The 19,065-nt window shown below is 62.1% G+C and carries 18 protein-coding genes; 6 read left to right on the top strand and 12 right to left on the bottom strand.

Features of this window, described 5'->3' with window-relative positions; all coding sequences use genetic code 11:
- Positions 1-6 precede the first annotated feature (6 nt).
- The gene (locus GGD53_RS23980) at positions 7-351 is read left to right on the top strand and encodes a RidA family protein (RefSeq protein ID WP_097597936.1); all 345 of its coding nucleotides are present in this window, start codon (positions 7-9) and stop codon (positions 349-351) included.
- Between the two features lie 38 nt (positions 352-389).
- Here GGD53_RS23980 and GGD53_RS23975 read toward each other — a convergent pair whose 3' ends face one another.
- Genes GGD53_RS23975 through GGD53_RS23960 form a run of 4 tightly spaced genes read right to left on the bottom strand, consistent with a single transcriptional unit; the run spans position 390 to position 5,185 of the window.
- On the bottom strand, positions 390-2,048 hold the full coding sequence (locus GGD53_RS23975; RefSeq protein ID WP_184459267.1) for a thiamine pyrophosphate-binding protein: 1,659 nt from the start codon (positions 2,046-2,048) through the stop codon (positions 390-392).
- A gap of 13 nt (positions 2,049-2,061) precedes the next feature.
- Positions 2,062-3,264 (bottom strand): CaiB/BaiF CoA transferase family protein, encoded by a 1,203-nt coding sequence (locus GGD53_RS23970; protein ID WP_184459266.1) that lies wholly within the window; start codon positions 3,262-3,264, stop codon positions 2,062-2,064.
- 17 nt (positions 3,265-3,281) lie between these two features.
- Positions 3,282-4,238: a DMT family transporter gene (locus tag GGD53_RS23965; protein WP_184459265.1), complete on the bottom strand. Its 957-nt coding sequence runs from the start codon at positions 4,236-4,238 to the stop codon at positions 3,282-3,284.
- Positions 4,239-4,255: 17 nt separating this feature from the next.
- On the bottom strand, positions 4,256-5,185 hold the full coding sequence (locus tag GGD53_RS23960; protein WP_184459264.1) for an alpha/beta fold hydrolase: 930 nt from the start codon (positions 5,183-5,185) through the stop codon (positions 4,256-4,258).
- A gap of 257 nt (positions 5,186-5,442) precedes the next feature.
- On the opposite strand from GGD53_RS23960, the gene GGD53_RS23955 reads away from it, so the two are divergent.
- The 4 genes from GGD53_RS23955 (at position 5,443) to metF (ending at position 10,022) form a co-directional block, all read left to right on the top strand.
- The gene (locus tag GGD53_RS23955) at positions 5,443-6,183 is read left to right on the top strand and encodes a ribonuclease T2 family protein (RefSeq protein WP_184459263.1); all 741 of its coding nucleotides are present in this window, start codon (positions 5,443-5,445) and stop codon (positions 6,181-6,183) included.
- Positions 6,184-6,280: 97 nt separating this feature from the next.
- Positions 6,281-7,930 carry an energy-dependent translational throttle protein EttA gene (ettA, locus tag GGD53_RS23950; RefSeq protein WP_184459262.1) on the top strand — a complete coding sequence of 550 codons (1,650 nt, stop codon included), beginning with the start codon at positions 6,281-6,283 and terminating at the stop codon, positions 7,928-7,930.
- A gap of 162 nt (positions 7,931-8,092) precedes the next feature.
- A complete protein-coding gene (locus GGD53_RS23945) occupies positions 8,093-9,118 on the top strand; it encodes an ArsR/SmtB family transcription factor (RefSeq protein ID WP_184459310.1) in 1,026 nt (341 codons plus the stop codon).
- 1 nt (position 9,119) lies between these two features.
- Positions 9,120-10,022: a methylenetetrahydrofolate reductase [NAD(P)H] gene (metF, locus tag GGD53_RS23940; RefSeq protein ID WP_184459261.1), complete on the top strand. Its 903-nt coding sequence runs from the start codon at positions 9,120-9,122 to the stop codon at positions 10,020-10,022.
- Positions 10,023-10,476: 454 nt separating this feature from the next.
- Here metF and GGD53_RS23935 read toward each other — a convergent pair whose 3' ends face one another.
- The 6 genes from GGD53_RS23935 to GGD53_RS23910 form a co-directional block, all read right to left on the bottom strand.
- Entirely contained in the window at positions 10,477-11,382 is a 906-nt protein-coding gene (locus tag GGD53_RS23935) for an EamA family transporter (RefSeq protein WP_184459260.1), read from the bottom strand.
- Positions 11,383-11,520: 138 nt separating this feature from the next.
- Complete coding sequence (locus GGD53_RS23930) at positions 11,521-12,741, bottom strand: lytic murein transglycosylase (protein ID WP_184459259.1); 1,221 nt, start codon at positions 12,739-12,741, stop codon at positions 11,521-11,523.
- A gap of 81 nt (positions 12,742-12,822) precedes the next feature.
- Positions 12,823-13,620 carry a glycoside hydrolase family 25 protein gene (locus tag GGD53_RS23925; RefSeq protein ID WP_184459258.1) on the bottom strand — a complete coding sequence of 266 codons (798 nt, stop codon included), beginning with the start codon at positions 13,618-13,620 and terminating at the stop codon, positions 12,823-12,825.
- Between the two features lie 127 nt (positions 13,621-13,747).
- Complete coding sequence (locus GGD53_RS23920) at positions 13,748-14,422, bottom strand: class I SAM-dependent methyltransferase (RefSeq protein WP_184459257.1); 675 nt, start codon at positions 14,420-14,422, stop codon at positions 13,748-13,750.
- Complete coding sequence (locus tag GGD53_RS23915; RefSeq protein WP_184459256.1) at positions 14,419-15,663, bottom strand: DUF3419 family protein; 1,245 nt, start codon at positions 15,661-15,663, stop codon at positions 14,419-14,421. Before GGD53_RS23915 ends, GGD53_RS23920 begins: the two co-directional genes overlap by 4 nt.
- Positions 15,664-15,708: 45 nt before the next feature.
- A complete protein-coding gene (locus tag GGD53_RS23910) occupies positions 15,709-15,858 on the bottom strand; it encodes a hypothetical protein (RefSeq protein ID WP_184459255.1) in 150 nt (49 codons plus the stop codon).
- On the opposite strand from GGD53_RS23910, the gene GGD53_RS23905 reads away from it, so the two are divergent.
- On the top strand, positions 15,857-17,278 hold the full coding sequence (locus GGD53_RS23905; RefSeq protein WP_184459254.1) for a serine hydrolase domain-containing protein: 1,422 nt from the start codon (positions 15,857-15,859) through the stop codon (positions 17,276-17,278). The two genes, GGD53_RS23910 and GGD53_RS23905, sit on opposite strands and share 2 nt — an antisense overlap.
- Positions 17,279-17,323: 45 nt before the next feature.
- On the opposite strand, the gene GGD53_RS23900 is transcribed toward GGD53_RS23905, so the two are convergent.
- Both GGD53_RS23900 and GGD53_RS23895 read right to left on the bottom strand, forming a co-directional pair.
- Positions 17,324-18,265: a lytic transglycosylase domain-containing protein gene (locus GGD53_RS23900; protein ID WP_184459253.1), complete on the bottom strand. Its 942-nt coding sequence runs from the start codon at positions 18,263-18,265 to the stop codon at positions 17,324-17,326.
- A gap of 145 nt (positions 18,266-18,410) precedes the next feature.
- Positions 18,411-19,046 carry a LysE family translocator gene (locus GGD53_RS23895; protein ID WP_184459252.1) on the bottom strand — a complete coding sequence of 212 codons (636 nt, stop codon included), beginning with the start codon at positions 19,044-19,046 and terminating at the stop codon, positions 18,411-18,413.
- Positions 19,047-19,065: the final 19 nt, after the last annotated feature.

The raw sequence follows: 19,065 nt of genomic DNA, 5'->3' as shown, positions 1-19,065 counted from the left end.
ACGATAATGAGCATTAAGCGTATCGACGTCGGCGCACGCATGAGCGGCGCCGTCATTCACGGCAACACGGTCTACCTCGCAGGCCAGGTGGGCGAGGGCGAAAGCGTCACCGATCAGTGCAAGTCTGCGCTTGCCGAAGTCGACCGTCTGCTGGCGGCCGCCGGCAGCAGCAAGTCGAAGATCCTGCAGACCCTCGTCTATCTTTCCGACATTGCTTATTTCGGCGAGATGAACGCAGCCTGGGAAGCCTGGATCGATCCGGCCAATCCGCCGGCACGGGCCACCAGCGAAGCCAAGCTCGCCGCGCCGAAATACAAGGTCGAGTTCATCGTCACGGCTGCGCTCGACTAAGGTCGCCGCAGTCCGTCTCTCAAAGCCGGTGGGGCGACTTACCGGCTTTTTGTTTGCGCGATTTCGGACAACGTGCGCGTCGGTGTGATCGCTTCCGGATCGAGTTTGACCTCGATGATCGCCGGTTTTCCGCTTGCGCGCGCGCGCTCGAAAGCCGGGGCGAATTCCTCCGTGCTTTCCACCGTCTCGCCGTGGCCGCCATAGGCGCGGGCAAGGGCCGCGAAGTCGGGGTTTGTCAGATCGGTGCTGCTGACGCGGCCGGGATATTCGCGCTCCTGGTGCATACGGATCGTGCCGTACATGCCGTTGTTGACGACGATTGCGATGATCGGTAGCTGGTAGCGGATGGCGGTGGCGAATTCCTGGCCGTGCATCAGGAAGCAGCCGTCGCCGGCAAAACAGATGACCTCGCGCTCGGGAAAGAGCCGCTTGGCGGCCACCGCCGCCGGCAGGCCGTAGCCCATCGAGCCGGAGGTGGGGGCGGCCTGGGTGTTGAAGCGGCGGAAACGATGGAAGCGGTGCAGCCAGGTGGCGTAGTTGCCGGCGCCATTGGTGAAGATCGTTTCCGGCTCGATATGGCCTTCCAGCCACTCCATGATCGGTCCCATATGGACGGCGCCCGGACCCGTCGCTGGCGGCTTCGACCAGGCGAGATAGGCCTGGTGCATATGCGCGGTCCGCTCCGCCCAGCGTGGCTCGGCCGGAGCTTCGAGATCAGCGAGTGCCTCGACAAAATCGGCGGGGCTGGCGCAGATGGCAAGATCGGGACGATAGACGCGGCCGAGCTCCGACGGGTCCGGATGGATATGAACGAGCGACTGGGCCGGGTAGGGGATGTCGAGCAGCGTATAGCCGGAGGACGGCATTTCCGACATGCGGCCGCCGAGCAGGATCAGCAGGTCGCTCTCCTTGATCTCCTTGGCGAGCGCCGGATTGATGCCGATGCCGACATCGCCGGCATAACAGGGATGGAGATGATCGAACAGCATCTGCCGGCGGAAGGAGCAGCCCACCGGCAGCTGAAAACGCTCTGCGAAGATTGCGAAATCGGCGACGGCATCGGCATCCCAGCGTGTGCCGCCGAGGATCACCATCGGCCGTTCGGCCTTCAAGAGTCTTACATAAAGATCGTCGATCTGGCTGCGGCCGGGATGGGCCTCGACGCTGGCATAACGCCTGGCGCGGGGCGCCTCGACCTCGTCGCGTAGCATGTCTTCCGGCAGCGTCAGCACCACGGGGCCGGGACGGCCGGAGGTTGCGACCGCAAAGGCGCGGGTGACGAATTCGGGAATGCGGGCGGCGTCGTCGATCTCGCCCACCCATTTGGCGAATTCGGTGAAGGCGCGGCGGAACTCGACCTCCTGGAAGGCCTCCCGTTCACGGGCCTCTCGCTGCACCTGGCCGATGAAGAGGATCATCGGGATAGAATCCTGTCTCGATATATGCAGGCCGGCGGAGGCGTTGGTGGCGCCGGGACCGCGGGTCACCATGCAGATGCCGGGCTCGCCGGTCAGTCTGCCCCAGCAATCGGCCATCATCGCCGCTCCGCCTTCCTGCCGGCAGACGAGGACGTCGATATCGCTGTCGCGCAAGGCGTCGAGAACGGCGAGGAAACTCTCGCCGGGCACGCAGGACAGGCGTTTGACACCGTTCGCCTTCAGCGCCTCGACGATCAATTCCCCGCCCGTCTTTGTCATAATGATACCTTCTTCATGACGATGCCTTCCTCTCAAGCTCGGCGAGTTCTGCCAGAATTTCTTCCCTGTGTTCACCGAGACGCGGGCTGGGCCTGACGTAGCGCAACGGTGTTTCCGACAGCACCACCGGCGTCCTGACCCCGGGAATGACGGTGCCGACGGCATCGCCAAGGTCGATGCGCAGGCCGCGGGCCTGCACCTGCGGGTCGGCGAACATTTCCTCGATCGTGTTGATCGCGCCGGATGGAACCGCGTTCTGCTCACAGGCCTTCAGGAGATCAGCCTTCTGCCATTTCAGCGTCTCGGTGGAGATCAGGCGGCGCACCTCGCCGCGGTTGGCGACCCGGGCCTTGTTGGCGGAGAAACGCGCGTCATCCGCGATCGTCTCCAGGCCGAGGATGGCAGAGAGGCGGCGGAACTGGCCGTCATTGCCGACGGCCAGAATGAGAAAACCGTCGGCCGTCGGCACGACCTCATAGGGCGAGATGTTCGGATGGGCGTTGCCGAGGCGGGTCGGTGCGACTCCGGAGATGAGGTAGTTCATGTTCTGATTGGCGAGCACGGCCGATTGCACGTCGAGCAGGGCCATGTCGATCAACTGGCCTTCGCCTGACTTCAGGGCATGGATCAGGGCGGCCTCGATCGCCGAAACGGCATAGATGCCGGTGAAGATGTCGGCAATTGCCACGCCCGCTTTCATCGGCTGGCCGTCCGGCTCGCCTGTTATCGACATGAAGCCGGACATGCCCTGGACGATATAATCGTAGCCGGCGAGACCGGCATAGGGGCCGGTCTGGCCGAAGCCGGTGATCGAGCAATAGACGAGCCTCGGGTTCAGCTTGCGAACGCTGTCGTAATCCAGCCCGTATTTGACGAGGCCGCCGACCTTGAAATTCTCGATCACCACATCGGCGGTGGCTATGAGACGACGGACGAGTTCCTGGCCTTCAGGGCTCTTGAGGTCGGCGGTGATGGAGCGCTTGCCGCGATTGGCGGCGTGGTAATAGGCGGCCGAGAGATTTTCGCCGTCGGCACCTTCGACGAAGGGCGGGCCCCATTGGCGGGTGTCGTCGCCACCGTCGGGATTTTCCACCTTGATGACGTCGGCGCCGAGATCGGCAAGCATCTGGCCCGCCCAGGGGCCGGCGAGCACGCGGGCAAGCTCGATCACCCGGATGCCTGCAAGCGGCGGCTTGTTCGTCGCGGTCTCGGTCATGTTCCTCCCGTCGGTGTCTACGGCGCCAGCGTCACCTCAGATGTATCGGATACGGGCTTTGAAGCAAAGCGGCGCTCGCGCCATAGGATGTAGAAGCCCGACGCCATGATGATCGTGATGCCGAGCCATTTGATCGCATCCGGAAAATCGCCGAAAACAAGCCAGGCGAAGACCGTAGCTGAGACGATCTCGAGATATTGCAGCGGTGCCAGCGTCGACGCCGGTGCTGCCCGATAGGCATAGACGCCGAGGATTCCGGCTATGGCGGCCATAGCCCCGACGCCGGCGACGTAGAACCAGGCGCTGCCTACAGGCATGACGGGATCGAAGAGATCGGAGCCGCTTCCTTCACCGACAAAAAGCAGGAGGGCGCAGAAGAGCAAGCCCCAGATGCCCATCTGAAACTGCATCGACCAAGGGTCCTCGCTGTGTGAGAGGACGCGGGTCATCAACACGAAGGTTGCGACGCAGAGCGCCGTCAGGACGGGCAGGAGCGCGATGTAGCCGACCTCTTCGAAACTCGGCTGAATTATCAGCATCGCCCCGAAGAAGCCGACGCCGCAGGCGGTGTAACGCCGCCAGCCGATCGTCTCCTTGAGGAAAATGCCGCCGAGGATGGTCACGATAATCGGCTCGATGAAGAAGATCGCGATCGCGTCGGCGACCGCCATGTATTTCAACGTGGTGACGAAAGAGATCATCGAGACGGTGATGATGAAGCCGCGGATGGCGTGGAACAGGCTCTGGCGCCAAGAAAAATCGGCAAAGCTGCGCCGCCATAGCACGATCGGCAGCATGCAGAGTGCCTGCACAACGAAGCGGCCGGCGGTGATCTCGGCGGACGGGACGGTGACGACGGCAAGCTTGGCGAAGATATCGATGAGCGGCGAGACCATCACCGACAGAAACATCAGCGCAAGCCCCGTCGTCACCTCGGAGGCGGACGAAGCGGGGCGGGCGGAAGTGCTGCTCATGATGGAATCTCTCTGCCTCAGGATCTTGCGAGTGCCTCGTCGCACCAGTGCGCGAAGGCGGCGGTCGCCGCGTCGGCGCCGATCTCGTTCAGCGTTTCGTGTCGCATATCCTGATATATCTGAGCGCTGATACGAGAGAAGCCTTGGGCTTTCAAATGGTTTGACAGCCAGAGCACGGCTTTTCCACGCTCCGTCGCCGGATCCTCGCCGCCGCCGACCAGATGGATCGGCATGTCGCGCGGCAGGCGGTCGAGATGGAGCTTCTGCGGTGCGCGAAACGTCAGTTCGAAGAGATCGAGCCAGAGGGAGACCGAAGCATCGAAGCCGCAGAGCGGATCGACGATATATTTGTCGACTTCATCGGCATGGCGCGACAGCCAGTCAAGCTCGGTGCGGCGGTCCGGGATCGATTTTCCCCAAGCTGCGAAGGTGAGCTTCGGCAAGAGGCCGCTCGGCACGTCGGAGCCCTTCAGCATCCGCTCGGCAAGCAGGATCGCCTGGGCGGCTCGGCCGGCAAGGCCGACGGCGAAATTCGAATTCCACACGGCGACGGCGTCGAAGTCGGCTGGAGCGGTGACGGCGGCATTGAGCGCCACGAGGCCGCCCATCGAGTGGCCGAAGAGGATCACCTTGAGGCCGGGATGGCGCGAGGCCGCATGGGCGCGCATGGCGATGACGTCGCCGATCACCCGGTCGACGCCATTGCGGCCGGCGAAGCGGCCGATCGGCGCGTCGGGCGCGGTCGTCTCGCCATGGCCGCGGTGATCATGGGCATAGACGTGATAGCCGCGCGCCGCCATCGCCTCGGCAAAGCGGCCATATCGCTTCGAGTGCTCCGCCAGGCCGTGCGAGACCAATAGGATGCCGCGTGCCGGGTGGGTAGCCTCGGCATGGTGATAGGCCAGAGACGCTTCCCCTATGGCGAGTCTTTGCGTATCAGAAAACATCCGGATCCTCCCTGCCGCAGCAGAGCAGATCGCTACTGCATAATTCCTTAAAGCGGAATCGATTTAAACGAATATTCTGCAACCATAAGTGCGACAGCGTCCGTGCGTGACTCAAGAACAGTGAGCTCCCCGGAACGGCCGACTGTTTCCGGCGAGGCTCAGTCGATAACAAATTCCAGGATAGTTGCGATTCAGGGTTGCTGCCGTTTACTCTTTGTGCTTATCTGTTCCTGCATTGTTCTTCTTTGGGGGTTGAAATGAGCAGCATGCAGTTGCGTACCTTTACGTTCGCCGTGTCGATGATCCTTGCCGGCGCTGCCGTGGCGCAGGAGGCCGAGGGCCGTACCCGTTTCATTCTTGCTGCGAGCTGGCAGCCCGCTTTCTGCCAGACGAACCAGAAGAAGCCCGAATGCGCCAGCCAGACCGGCGAGCGCCATGACGCGACGAATTTCTCGCTGCACGGCCTGTGGCCGATGCGGCAGGATTATTGCGGCGTCAGCGACGACCAGAAGGCTGCCGACAAGGACGGCAAATGGGATACATTGCCTGATGTCGCGCTTTCGGCCGAGACGCAGGCGTCGCTTGCAAAGGCGATGCCCGGCACGCAGTCCGGCCTCGAACGGCACGAATGGATAAAGCATGGCACCTGCACGAAAATGAGCGTGGAGGAATATTTCGGCGTCGGCGTCCATCTGGTGGAGGCGCTCAACGCATCGGCCGTGCGCGATCTCTTTGCCGCCAATATCGGCAAGACGGTCAAGGCCGAGGCGGTCAAGGCTGCTTTCGACAAGAGCTTCGGGCCGGGTGCGGGCGAGCGCGTCAAGATGAGCTGCCGGCGAGCCGGCAATGCCAGGGTGATCAGCGAGTTGACGATCGGCCTGTCTGCGGATGCGGGAACGGCATCGGCAAAAAGCGCGGGCCTTGCCGATCTGATCCAGGGAGCGGGAAAAACCTCGTTCGGCTGTGACGAGGGCGTTGTCGATGCGGCGGGCTTCTGACCGGAATCCGGCGTAAACGGGTTTCGGCGTTGCTCACAGGCGCTGTTTCGCCTACATAGCGGCACGAAATGAAGTTTCCCGCCCGGAGCAGCGCAGCATGGCACGTCAATTCATCTATCATATGTCCGGCCTCAACAAGGCTTATGGCAACAAGAAGATCCTGGAGAACATTCACCTTTCCTTCTACCCGGATGCCAAGATCGGCATCCTCGGGCCAAACGGCGCCGGTAAATCCACTGTGCTGCGCATTATCGCCGGCCAGGACAAGGAGTATACCGGCGAAGCCTGGCTCGCAGAGGGTGCCACGGTCGGCTATCTCGAGCAGGAGCCGAAACTCGACCCGACCAAGACGGTTTTCGAGAACGTCATGGAAGGTGTTGCCGCGAAGACGGCTATCGTCGATCGTTACAACGAGTTGATGATGAACTATTCGGACGAGACCGCGGAAGAGGGAGCGAAGCTCCAAGACATCATCGACAGCCAGAACCTCTGGGATCTGGAAAGCCAGGTCGAGATGGCGATGGAAGCCCTGCGTTGCCCGCCGCGCGATGCCGAAGTCACCAGCCTTTCCGGTGGAGAGCGTCGTCGCATCGCGCTCTGCCGCCTGCTGCTCTCGCAGCCCGATCTGCTGCTGCTCGACGAACCGACCAACCATCTCGACGCCGAAACCATCGCCTGGCTCGAAAAGCACCTGCGCGACTATCCCGGCGCCGTGATGATGATTACCCACGACCGCTACTTCCTGGACAACGTCACCGGCTGGATCCTTGAACTCGATCGCGGCCGCGGCATCCCTTACGAAGGCAACTACTCCGCCTATCTGCAGGCCAAGGCCAAGCGCATGCTGCAGGAAAACCGCGAAGAGGCATCACGCCAAAAGGCGATCAGCCGCGAGCAGGAATGGATTGCTTCCAGCCCGAAGGCTCGCCAGGCCAAGTCGAAAGCGCGTATCAAATCCTACGAGCAATTGGTGGAGGCGGCCGAGAAGCAGCGTCCCGGCGACGCGCAGATTATCATCCCGGTGAGCGAACGGCTCGGCCAGGTGGTCATCGAGTTGGAAGGCATCACCAAGGGCTTCGAGGGTCGCACGCTGATCGACGATCTGTCGATCAAGCTGCCGCCGGGCGGCATCGTCGGCATCATCGGCCCGAACGGCGCCGGCAAGACGACCCTGTTCAAGATGATCACCGGCCAGGAAAAGCCGGATAGCGGCTCGATCCGCATCGGCGAGACCGTGCATCTCGGTTATGTCGACCAGAGCCGCGACGCGCTAGCCGCCGACAAGACGGTCTGGGAGGAAATCTCCGGCGGCGCCGAAATCATCAAGCTCGGCAAGTTCGACATGAACTCGCGTGCCTATTGCGGCGCCTTCAACTTCAAGGGCGGCGACCAGCAGCAGAAGGTCGGCAATCTCTCGGGCGGTCAGCGCAACCGTGTGCACCTCGCCAAGATGCTGAAGGCCGGCGGCAACGTTCTGCTGCTCGACGAACCGACCAACGACCTCGATACCGAAACGCTCGGCGCTCTCGAAAACGCGCTCGAGAATTTCGCTGGCTGCGCCATCATCATCAGCCACGACCGCATGTTCCTCGACCGTCTGGCCACGCATATCCTGGCTTTCGAAGGCGAGGGCCATGTCGAATGGTTCGAAGGCAATTTCGAGGATTACGAGCAGGACAAGATCCGCCGCCTCGGCCCGGATGCGCTCAACCCGGGCAGCCAGGCGCATAAGCGCCTGACACGCTGATCCTGCTTCGTTTCTACTTGCGAAAGCCCCGGTTCGACCGGGGCTTTTTTCATCTCGGCCTGTCGCAATTTGCGCAGGCAATTTCGCGAACAGTGCGAATTGCCGCTTGCCACCGGTTTTCAAATCACATAAAGATATCTTTATATCTTGATTGGGCTGATGATGAACGAACCTTTGAAGCTGGGACTGGATGGGTTGGTGGACGTCTTGAAGGCGGCCGGCGAACCCACGCGTCTGCGTCTTCTGGCCCTTCTCGACGGCGGCGACCTGACGGTCACCGATCTTACCGAAATCCTCGGCCAATCGCAGCCGCGTATCTCCCGCCACCTGAAGCTGCTCGGCGAGGCCGAACTGATCGAACGCTATCAGGAAGGCGCCTGGGCCTATTTCCGCCTCAAGCAGGACGGCAAGGCGGCCATGCTGGTGCGGGCGTTGCTGAAACACGTCTCCGAGAATGATCCGACCATCCTTCGCGACGGCGAGCGGCTTTCGCAGGTCAAGCGCCAGCGGGCCGAGCGGGCGCAGGCCTATTTCAGCCGCAACGCCGCGGAGTGGGACGAGCTTCGCCGCCTGCACGCGGCCGATGAGGAGGTCGACGCCGCCGTCATTCGCCTGCTCGGCAACCAGCCGATCGATTCGCTGCTCGATCTCGGCACCGGCACCGGCCGCATCCTCGAACTCCTGTCGGGGCTCTATCGCCGCGCTATCGGTGTCGACGCCAGCCGCGACATGCTGAGCGTGGCGCGCGCCAATCTCGACAAGTCCCGCATCACCAAGGCGACGGTGCGCCACGCCGATATCCTGAACCTTCCGTTCGAGGGGCAGGATTTCGACCTGGTGACGATCCATCAGGTGCTGCATTTCTTCGATCAGCCGGAGATTGCGATCGCGGAAGCCGCGCGCATGCTGCGGCCGGGCGGGCGGCTCGTGGTCATCGACCTCGCGCCGCACACGCTCGAATATCTTCGTGACGAACATGCCCATGTCCGTCTCGGCTTTTCGCACCAGGCGATGTCCGACTGGCTGCGCAAGGCCGGGCTCGATGTCGAGCAGGTCGTCGATCTTCATCCGGGTCAGCAGGGCGGGCAGGGGTTGACGGTCACCGTCTGGCTCGCGCGCGATCCGAGGCGCCTCATGGCTTCGCAGACGAGCGAAGGCGCCGAACCTACATTTGCCGGGAGAGTATGACATGGCTTTGAAAAACGAAGGACGCGGGCGCAACTTCGGGATCTCCTTCGAATTCTTTCCGCCGAAATCGGAAGAAATGGAAGGGCAGCTCTGGGATACCGTCGCTAAGCTGCAGGACTGGGATCCGGATTTCGTGTCGGTGACCTATGGCGCCGGCGGCACCACCAAGGCGCCGACGCTGTCCGCTGTGACGCGCTTCCTGGCGCAGACGCCGCTTGCCACCGCCTCGCACCTGACCTGCGTCGGTGCGACGAAGGAGGAAACGCATCAAATGATCGATACGTTTCGTAAGGTCGGCGTAAAGCATTTCGTGGCGTTGCGCGGTGATGCGCCTGGCGGCGTCGGCGCGCCCTATCAGCCGCATCCCGGCGGCTACGCCAATGCCGCGGAACTGGTGGCCGGCCTCAAGTCGGTCGGTGATTTCGAGATTTCGGTCTCCGCCTATCCGGAAAAGCACCCGGAAAGCCGTGATACGGCCGCCGATATCGACATGCTGAAGCGCAAGGCCGATAACGGCGCCGACAGGGCGTTGACGCAGTTCTTCTTCGACAACGACAATTTCGAGCGTTACCTGGAGCAGGTGCGCGCCGCCGGCATCTCGATCCCGATCGTGCCCGGTATCATGCCGATCCAGAACCTGACGCAGCTGAAGCGGTTCGCCGGCGCCTGCGGCGCGGTTATCCCGGCCTTCCTCGATCAGCGCTTCGCGGGATTTGACGACAAGCCCGAGGATCGGGCGAAGGTTGCGGCCGAAGTTGCTGCCGAGCAGATCGAGGATCTCGTCCGGCGCGGCATCGGTGATTTCCATCTCTATACGATGAACCGCGCGCCATTGGTTTCCGCGGTGCTCGACAATCTCGGCTTCTCCCGCCGGTCGGCAAAGAGCGCGGGCGCCGCCGCTTGATCCTTTCAGACGTTCAAAAGTGAAAAAGCGCATGTCGGGCGGGACATGCGCTTTTTCGTTGGCGGATTGATCAGGGGAGTTTAGGCACTATCAGCATTACCAGCCCGTCAGCTCAAATAAAGAGCATGGACAGGACGAAAGCAAACGCTGCACTGACCAACAGAACATTCAAGGATTGCGTGAGTCCCATGTCTGTCTCCTCGCGTTAACCCGCGGATATTATGTCTGAAATATGTCGGTTGAAAAGCGGATTTTATGCTGCGCTGCCGAAGTGGTCGGTGGATAAATCGAAATCAGATTTGATAAGCCATTGAAGTAACGTAATAATTTCTGATTAATTTTTGTTCACAGAATTTAACATGCCGTTAAATCGAGCGATCGCCAGTTTACCTATGCGCCCAAAACATGGCGGCGCCGCAAGCGGTTGAAAACAAAAGGAAACTGCAACCGGATTTCAGGCTGTTCTCGCCAGCCGGCGATAGGCGCGGCCGTCGAGGATGACTAGCCCGAAACCGATGAGGGCCATGCCGGCGAATTCGGCAAGACTGAGCGTTTCGCCGAGGAAGAGTACGCCGAGAAGGATGGCGCTCGGCGGTACCAAAAGGGTGACGAGAGAGGCATTGGTGGCGCCTGCGGCGGCCATGATCCTGAAGTACAGGATATAGGCGAAGGCGGTCGACAGCAGCGCCAGCGCCAGAACGGCGAGGATCGCATCGACCGGCGGTACGGCAAGAGTCCAGGGGCGATCTGCTACCAGCGACAGTGGCAGTGCGATCAGCGAGGAGGCGGTCAGTTGGCCCGCCGATGTGACAGGAGCGGGAACATCCCTGAAGCGTTTGCCGTAGGTGGCGGCAAAACCATAAGAGACGGCGGCAAGCACGGGAAGGAGCAACGGCCAGAGCGGCGCTTCGCTTTCTGTCGAGATGCCGGGACCGATCAGCACGACAGTTCCGGCGAGGCCGACGAGGCAGCCGGCGATTTTTGCCGAGGACAGCTTCTCGTCCGATGTGAAGTAATTGGCGATGATCACCGTCCAGATCGGTGTCGTCGCGTTCAAAATCGCCGCAAGGCCGGCGCCGATGCGGGTCTGGCCGAAGAAGATCAGCGCGTGCGGGAGCGCATTGTTGATCAGGCCAAGGACCAGGAACTCGCGCCAGCGGGCCTGAAGGATAGAATAGATGTCCAAACGGCCGGCAATATAGACATGCAGCGCGAGTGCCGCGAGCAGCAGCCTGAGGAAGACGAGGGTCAGCGGCGGCACGTGCTGGACGGCGATACGGGCAAAGAAGAAGGAGCCGCCCCAGATCAGACCGAGCAGGACCAGCAAGCCCCAGGTCCAGGCATTCATTCTGCTTTCCACGCCGCGTCCTCCACCGCAAATCGCATCTCCGCCGGACGTTGGTCGAAAACCGACGGCTTTTGACCATGAAGTTTTAGCGTAAGCGGAAAACGGCGCCACCCGTTTCTTGTCAAACGGATGGAGGCCGGCTGTCGGCGATCAGAGAGCGTTGAGAAGGGCAGGCGTCGCCCAGCCGTCGGCCGGTATGCCCAAGCGCTGCTGTTCCTTCTGGATCGCGATACGCGTTCCGGAACCGAGAATGCCGTCGATCTCGCCGACATCGTGGCCGAGCGACTGCAGCTTGGTCTGCAGCGTCTTCATCTGGTCGTTGGCAAGCCCCTGTTCCGGTGCGCCCTTGAGATAGGTCGGGGCGCCGGAAAGGCGGGTCGCGAAATAGGCGGCCGATGTCGTGTAGATGAACGACTTGTTCCATTCGAGATAGATCTTGAAATTGGGATAGGCGATGAAGGCCGGTCCCATGCGGCCCTGCGGCAGCACGAGATCACCTTCGAGTTCACCGAAGGCGGTGTTGCCGTCGCGCGGCTTGACGCCGAGCGCGAACCATTCGCCGGCCTTCATCGTGCCGCCGAGGCCGGATTTCTCCCACGGTAGGTTGTCGGGCACGGTGACTTCCTGCAGCCAGGGCTGGCCGCGCTCGAAGCCGAGGTGCTGGATGAATTTCGCCGCCGTCAGGACGGCGTCCGGGCCGCTCTGCTTCACGTGGATATGGCCGTCGCCGTCGCCGTCCATGCCATAGGCGATGATATCGCGTGGCAGCATCTGAACCTGGCCGATCTCGCCAGCCCAGGCGCCGGTGTTGGTGGCGGGGTCGAGGTCGCCGTGTTCGACCATCTCGATCAAAGCGATCAGCTGCGGGCGGAAGAGCTCCGGGCGGCGGCAGTCGTGCGACAGCGTCACCAGGGCATTGCGGGTGTTGAAATCGCCCTGGACGGCGCCGAAATCGGTTTCCATCGCCCAGAAGGCGGTGATGACGCCGGGGGGAACGCCGAATTCCTGCTCGGCTCGGGCAAAGACGTCGGCATGTTGCTTCATCTTCTGGCGGCCGATGTCGAGACGGGCCTGGCTGACGGTACGCTGCGAGAATTCGAGGAAGGTCTGCTTGAAGACGCCCTGGGCGCGATCCCGGCTCAGGACTTTGGGATCGATTTCGGCGCCGGCCAGCGCCTCGTCGGCGGCTGCGGCGCTGGCGCCTGCGGCGACCGCATCAGCCTTGATGCCCTGGAGGAAGGCAGACAGATCGCCGCCGCAGGGGGCTGCCGGAGCCGAGGCCGCGGGCGCCTGCTGGGCGGCCGCGCCGCCTGCAAAAGCGAGGGCAAACAGGAGGGCGAGTGCAGAGCGGCTTGTGAGCGAGCGGTGCATGAATGCGGTCCTTATAGCAAATGGATGCCCGTCGCTTTCACAGAGGAATGTGACGGAAGCAAGAAAGATTGAAAGACGTTACTAAGAATTTCTATCCTTGGAAACGGCCGCGACCCAATTGTTCCAGTTCTTTGCGCTGCCGGCAAAGACGTTGATGTCGGTCGGCCCCTTGATGCCGGGAATAATGCCGGTCGAGGTATATTGCCAGAAGGCCCAGCGGCGGTCGGAATAGGTCACCTCGGGATGTTTTGCCACCGAGCGGACCCAGAAATGATAATCCTGGAAGTAGCCGGCGAGATTGTCGCGGTGGAAATCGACCGAGGTGTAGACAATCGGGCGCTTGCCGTAATAGGCCTCCAGCCGGTCCATGAAACGCTGCATTTCAGAGCGCACGGTTTCCGCGTCGGGGCGGTAGCGGCAGGTCTTCGATTCGGCGTTCCATTCGACGTCGAGCACCGGCGGCAGGCGCATGGCCTCCTTCGGCACATTGTGGATGAACCAGTCGGCCTGCTCATCGGCCGAGGAGCAGAAATAATAGAAATGGTAGGGGGCGTTCGGGATGCCGGCGGCGCGTGCTTCGCGCCAATATTCATCGAAGCGGGGGTCGACCCTGTCCTTGCCTTCCGTCGCCTTGATGAAGGCGAAGGCGACGCCGGAATTCCTCACCGTCGCCCAGTCGATATCGCCCTGCCATTTGGAGATGTCGATGCCGTGGATTGCATTCTGCTGCGGATGCTTCGGACCGAAATCCTGCGGATCGGTGTCCTGGAAGCGCGTCTTCGGCTTTATCGATGCGGTTTCGAGATAGTCGTGACCGGAAGAGGAGCAGCCGGCCAGCATGATGGCAAGGGGCAGAACGCAAAACAAAAGCCGGCGCATGGGTATCCCGTCGTGAACCGAATGATCTCTTTGCCCCACAGCCTGACCTTCGAGAAAAACGAGTCCAGCAGAGGAATAACCCTCTTTTCACCATATCAACGTAAAAAATCGGTTAGTTTCAAGCGAATTATGAGCGTCTGCTGATAATGGCCGCCCGCCAGGCGTAACCGCCGCCGACTGTTTCGAAGGACAATCGCGCATTGTGTTCCTCGGCCTGCGCTTCCAGGACCTCCTGCAGATCGGCGCGCGGAGTGACATGGAATTTCGCAAGCCAGGCCTGCAGCATGCGGCGGAACCAACGCGGCAGGCCTTCCTGCTGGCCGAAATCGACGATGTGCAACTGGCCGCCGGGATTGAGTGCGGCGATCGATGCATCGACGGCGCGTTCCCAGTCCGGGATCATCGACAGAGCATAGGAAATCAGGATGCGGTCGAAGCCGCTGACGCCGAATTCGCGCGGCGTAAACGCCGTGGCGTCGGCGACGCGGAATTCCGGGATTGTCGCTTTCGTAGCGAAGGTCTTGCGCGCCGAGATCAGCATTTCCTGGGAAATGTCGAGGCCGAACAGCTTGGCGCTCGGGAAATACCTGTGCGCCAAAGCCATGTTACGCCCGGTGCCGCAGCCGACTTCGAGCAGCGTGCCGCCATCAGGCACGTCGAGATTGCGAATCGTGCTGTCGCGGCCGAGGAGGTAATATTTGCGGGTCAGGTCGTAGATATGGCGCTGGTAGCGATACATGCCATCCATCAGGCTGGCATGTTCGTTGCTGTTTCCTGCCGTCTCGGCGCCGACTTTGCTCACGCCTTCTTCCCGTAGATATGGAAGCCGCCGTAGATCGCGGAGCGATCGAGCGCCGTCAGCTCTCGCGACTTCTCTTCGAAATAATCCCACTGATCTCGGATCGACGGAGACAGGCGGCCTTCGATGATGCTCTTTTCGGCGGCGGTGCGGAAGATCACGCGGGCACCTTCACGCGCCGTGCGGGTGATTTCCCGCCAGACGTCGTTCAGTTGCTCGTCGGTCATCCAGTCCTGCGCGTCGAGTAGGATGTAGCGGTCGCGCGAGGCGGCCGGCTCGCGGGCCAGAAGTTCGGTGAAGCTTGCGTGGTGGACGTTGACGCGGTCGACATTGGCGCGGATCACCTCGTAGTGCTCCGGCTTCAGATAGGTCGGCAGCGGGCCTTCTTCTTCCGTGCCGTAGCGGCGGCCGAAGGCCTGCCAGGCGAAATAGTTGTCACGCATCGGGAAATGACAGGCGAGCTTTTCCAGGCGATGCTTCAGCACCGGCGCGATCGAATGATCGGCGGCAAGGCTTGCGAGCTCGTCGTATTGCTGCGGCGGAATGCCGAGGCCGAAGAGCGAGCTTTTGCGGCCGGTGATCCAGCGCACGACCGGCTTTTCGAACAGCGGGGCGATCTGCTCGTCGAAGAACTGGCGCTGCTCGCGTATCGAGCGGGTCTTGGTCATTTCGCGCAGCTTTACGCCGTGCAGACGGGCAAGGAGATGGGCCGCGCCGATGAAGCGGCCGAGCAGGCCGGTTTCATAGATATTGCGGTCGAAGACGGTGACGCGGCGGCGTCCGAATTTGCGGCCGTTCCAATAGCTACGGGTCGCCTCGTCGAGATTGGCGGCAAGATGCCGGTCGAAGGCGCGGCTGTTCGACTTCTCGTTCGGCATCGCCAGGAAGCGGACGAGATCCGTATGATCGGGCAGATGCTTGAAGGCGGCGAGCTTCAGTTTGTTCAGCGCGATATGGTGCGGGTTGAGGTCGACGACGTCGATCGAGGCCGGCGCCTTGGAGAGATAGGCGAGCATGTTGCAGCCGCCGGAGCCGATGGTGACGATGCGATGATTGGGCTTCAGCTCCATCGCTTGCATGTCGAGATCCGGATCCTCCCAGATCTGCGGATAGACGAGGCCAGAGAAGAGAAGACCGAAGAGACGCTCGGAGAAGCCCTCCTTCGAAAAAGCCTTGTGGCGGAGAAGGGCGTCCTTGAGTTTCCGGTTCTTGCGGAAGCCGGTATCCGGTGCAAATTCTGACATGAGTCTGTCACCTTTTTAGCGTTCAGGGCGTGTAGCGCGCCACTGCTACAGTTTGATGACGCGGGCTGTGGGCCTGCGCCGTTCGAAAACATCGCCCTCCTCGGAAAGTGATCGGGTGACGGAATATTCTTCGCGCCGCGCCCTTTCCGGCAGGCGGAATTCCTGCTTCTCTCCGGGCATTCGGAGGAATGCCATGCGATTTGTCCTGCGTATCCTGAAGGCGCTTGCTCTCCTTGTCGTTCTCATCGTCGTTGCCGGCGCTGCCTGGCTGTTGGTCCGGCCGCCGGAGCTTCTGCGCGTCGGCGACGGCTATGCCGCCAAGATCGTCTGCTCCAATGTCTTCATTGCCGGCCGGAACGCCGAAGACGTGCTGACGGATGACGTGCAGGCGCCGGGAAATCCGCTGCTGCGGCTCGTGCGCGTCAGCGTCGACCGCGACAACAACCGTGTGACCGCGCGCTTCCTGGGGCTGTTTGCTTCGAGTTACGCGCTCTACCGCGGCGCTTTCGGCTGCACGAGCGTGCCCGACGGCAATTTCGAGGCGGCGGCGAATGCCGCAGCTTTCGACGCGCCGGCAAGAATGGAGGCGAACGCGGCGTTGTGGCCGGAAGGCGAGGGTGTCGGCGGTCGGGACGAAAAGATCGCTGCGGTGCTTAACGATACAGGGCTTGCCGGCCCGGCCATGCGGGGAATCGTGGTGGTGCGCGATGGCCGAATCGTCGCTGAAGCCTATGGTCCCGGATTTTCAGCGAAGACGCCGCTGATCGGCTGGTCGATGACGAAGACGGTGAATGCGGCCATCCTCGGCCGGCTGATGCTCGATGGCAAGATTTCCTTCGACGATGATCATCTGCTGGCGCAGTGGAAGGACGATCAGCGCGCCAGGATCAAGGTATCCGACTTGCTCGGTATGGAGAGCGGCCTGGCGTTCAACGAGGACTATGGCAACGTCGCTGACGTGACGCGCATGCTCTATCTCGACCCCGATATGGTGTCGTTGCCGGCCAATGCGCCGATGGAGGCGGCACCGGGTCAGCGCTTCCGCTATTCGAGCGGCACGGCGGTGCTCTTGTCGCGCATCTGGATGGACCGAGTCGGCAATGCGCCGGCAGCCTTCTCCTATCCGCACGACGCGCTCTTCTTGCCGCTCGGCATGACGAGTGCCGTCTTCGAACTCGACGCGCGCGGCACCTTTGTCGGAAGCTCCTATCTCTACGCGACGGCGCATGATTGGGCCCGCTTCGGACAGTTCCTGCTGCAGGATGGGGTGTGGAACGGCCAGCGGCTGTTGCCGGAGGGCTTCGTCGGCGCCATGCGCACGCCGACGGCTGCCTCGAACGGCCGGTATACGCAAGGTCAGGCCTGGCTCGCGCCCGGTGGCTCCAGCGCCGCGTTCGGGTTGCCAGAGGATACGTTCTGGCTCACGGGGCATGACGGGCAAAGCATGGCGATCGTGCCTTCCGCCAATCTGATCGTCGTCCGACTCGGCCTGACGCCGGGCTGGCTCGGCTATCAGCCCCAAACGCTTCTGAAGGCGATCCTGGCGGCGTCGCCGCAATCGGGAGCGCCGCAACAGCAGGCCGGATCACAACGGGAGGTTCAGCCGCAGCCGTAGGCTATGACCGCTGTTTCAATTGGTTTGTTTCGGCAGCTGCCCGGTTCAGTAATTACCCTGGGCGACATCACTCATGCCCTTGCGCTTGGCGTCGTAGTAATAGCCGCGCGCATAGAGGCGGACGGCGTCGTCTTCCTTGTTGTCGGAGACGAGCCAGGCGCCGCGCAGGTATTTCGCGGCATATTTGATGTTGGTCTCTGCGTCGAAGAGGCCGCCCGGCGCACCGTCATAGCCCATGGATTTGGCGGTGTTGTATTTGATCTGCATGAGGCCGAAATAGCCGCGCTTGTTGTAAGCTTTCGGATTGTAGCGGCTTTCGCGATGGACGATGCGGTGGAGCAGCGTCTCGGGAATCTCATAGATCTTCGAATATTTCTGGATGAGCTTGGTGACGAAGCTCTTCTCGACGGTCGGCGCATCGTCCCTATCGTCGTCGCTGAACATCGGGGGAGCCGTCGGCGGATCGATCGGTCCGGATTCGTCGAAGCCGTAGTCCATGGAGCGCGGCGTGGTGTCGACTGCGGCAAGTGCTGCAAGCGCGCTGTTCTGCGGCGTGGCGGCGAAGGCAAGCTGCGTTGCCGGCTGTGACGGCGTTCCCGGGCGCGGCGTCGGCACGACGGACTGGATCGCTGTCATCTCGGGCGTCAGCGGGATCTGCGCATAGGCTGCCGGCTGTATGCCTGCCTGCATGGTCAGATCGGCGGGCTGGGAGCCCGGCGCAGTCGGCATCGCCGTTGCGGTGAGTGACGGAGCTGCCTGGGGAAGGACGGCACCGGCGATTGCCTGGCCGGCAGCACCTTCCGCTGTCGGGACCGCGGCGAGCATCGCGTCTTCGCCCGGCTTCGGCGTCGGAACCACGGTCTGAGCAGCTGTCAGTTCGGCCTGAGAGGTATATTCGACGCTCGTGCAGCCAGTGATCACGCCGCAGCAGAGCACCGTTGAAACGGCAAGACCGCGTTTCAGGCCGGACAATCCGATCGCCACCATTCCGTCACTTTCGTGAAATCGCGCCGCCCCGGCAGCGTTATAAAAGTTACTAAAAAGCTTAAACCCGATGACCCCATTAACCTATTCGTTGCAATCCGGCAACCACGGAATATTTCTAAGCTGCAATAGCGCGATAACCGGATTTTTAAGCCGCAATACGGCGATACCCAGCGGTGACGGCGCCTGCGGCGATCAGCAGGGTGCCGCCGGTCCGGTTGACGGCGCGCTGGACGCTCGCCTTGCGAATCAGTCCGCGAGCGGAATGGGCGAGAAAAGCATAGGTGGCGGCGTTGAGGATCGCCAGCACGAGGAAGGTCGCTTCCATGATCGCCATCTGCCCGAAGAAGGGCAGGGCCGGGTTGAGGAACTGCGGCACGAAGGCGACGAAGAAGACGATACTCTTGGGGTTGAGGGCGGTGACGACATAGGCGTGGAGGAAGATCTTAAGCGACTTTTCCTCCGGCAGATTGTCGTTGTCGGCGACCGGCTCGCCAATCACCGGAGCGCGCCAGAGCTTGATTCCCAGCCATATCAGGTAGGCGCCGCCGATCCACTTCAAAAGGGTGAAGAGGGCGGCGGAGGTGGCGAGCACCGCGCCGAGACCGAAGAGGGACGCGGTCATGGCGGTGAAGTCGCCAAGCGCCACGCCGCTCACCGTCGCAAAGGCCGTCCGGCGGCCATGACCGAGCGCATAGGAAACGACGAGCAGTATCGTCGGTCCCGGTATGGCCAGCATGATGGCGGATGCGGCAGCAAAAGCGAGCCAGGCTTCAAGCGACATGGAATCTCCTCCTATTCCG

It is taken from the genome of Rhizobium aethiopicum (assembly GCF_014197535.1).
Lineage (GTDB): Bacteria > Pseudomonadota > Alphaproteobacteria > Rhizobiales > Rhizobiaceae > Rhizobium > Rhizobium aethiopicum_A.
Note: the sequence above shows the minus strand (reverse complement) of the source record. Positions and strands in the feature narration are given on the sequence as shown.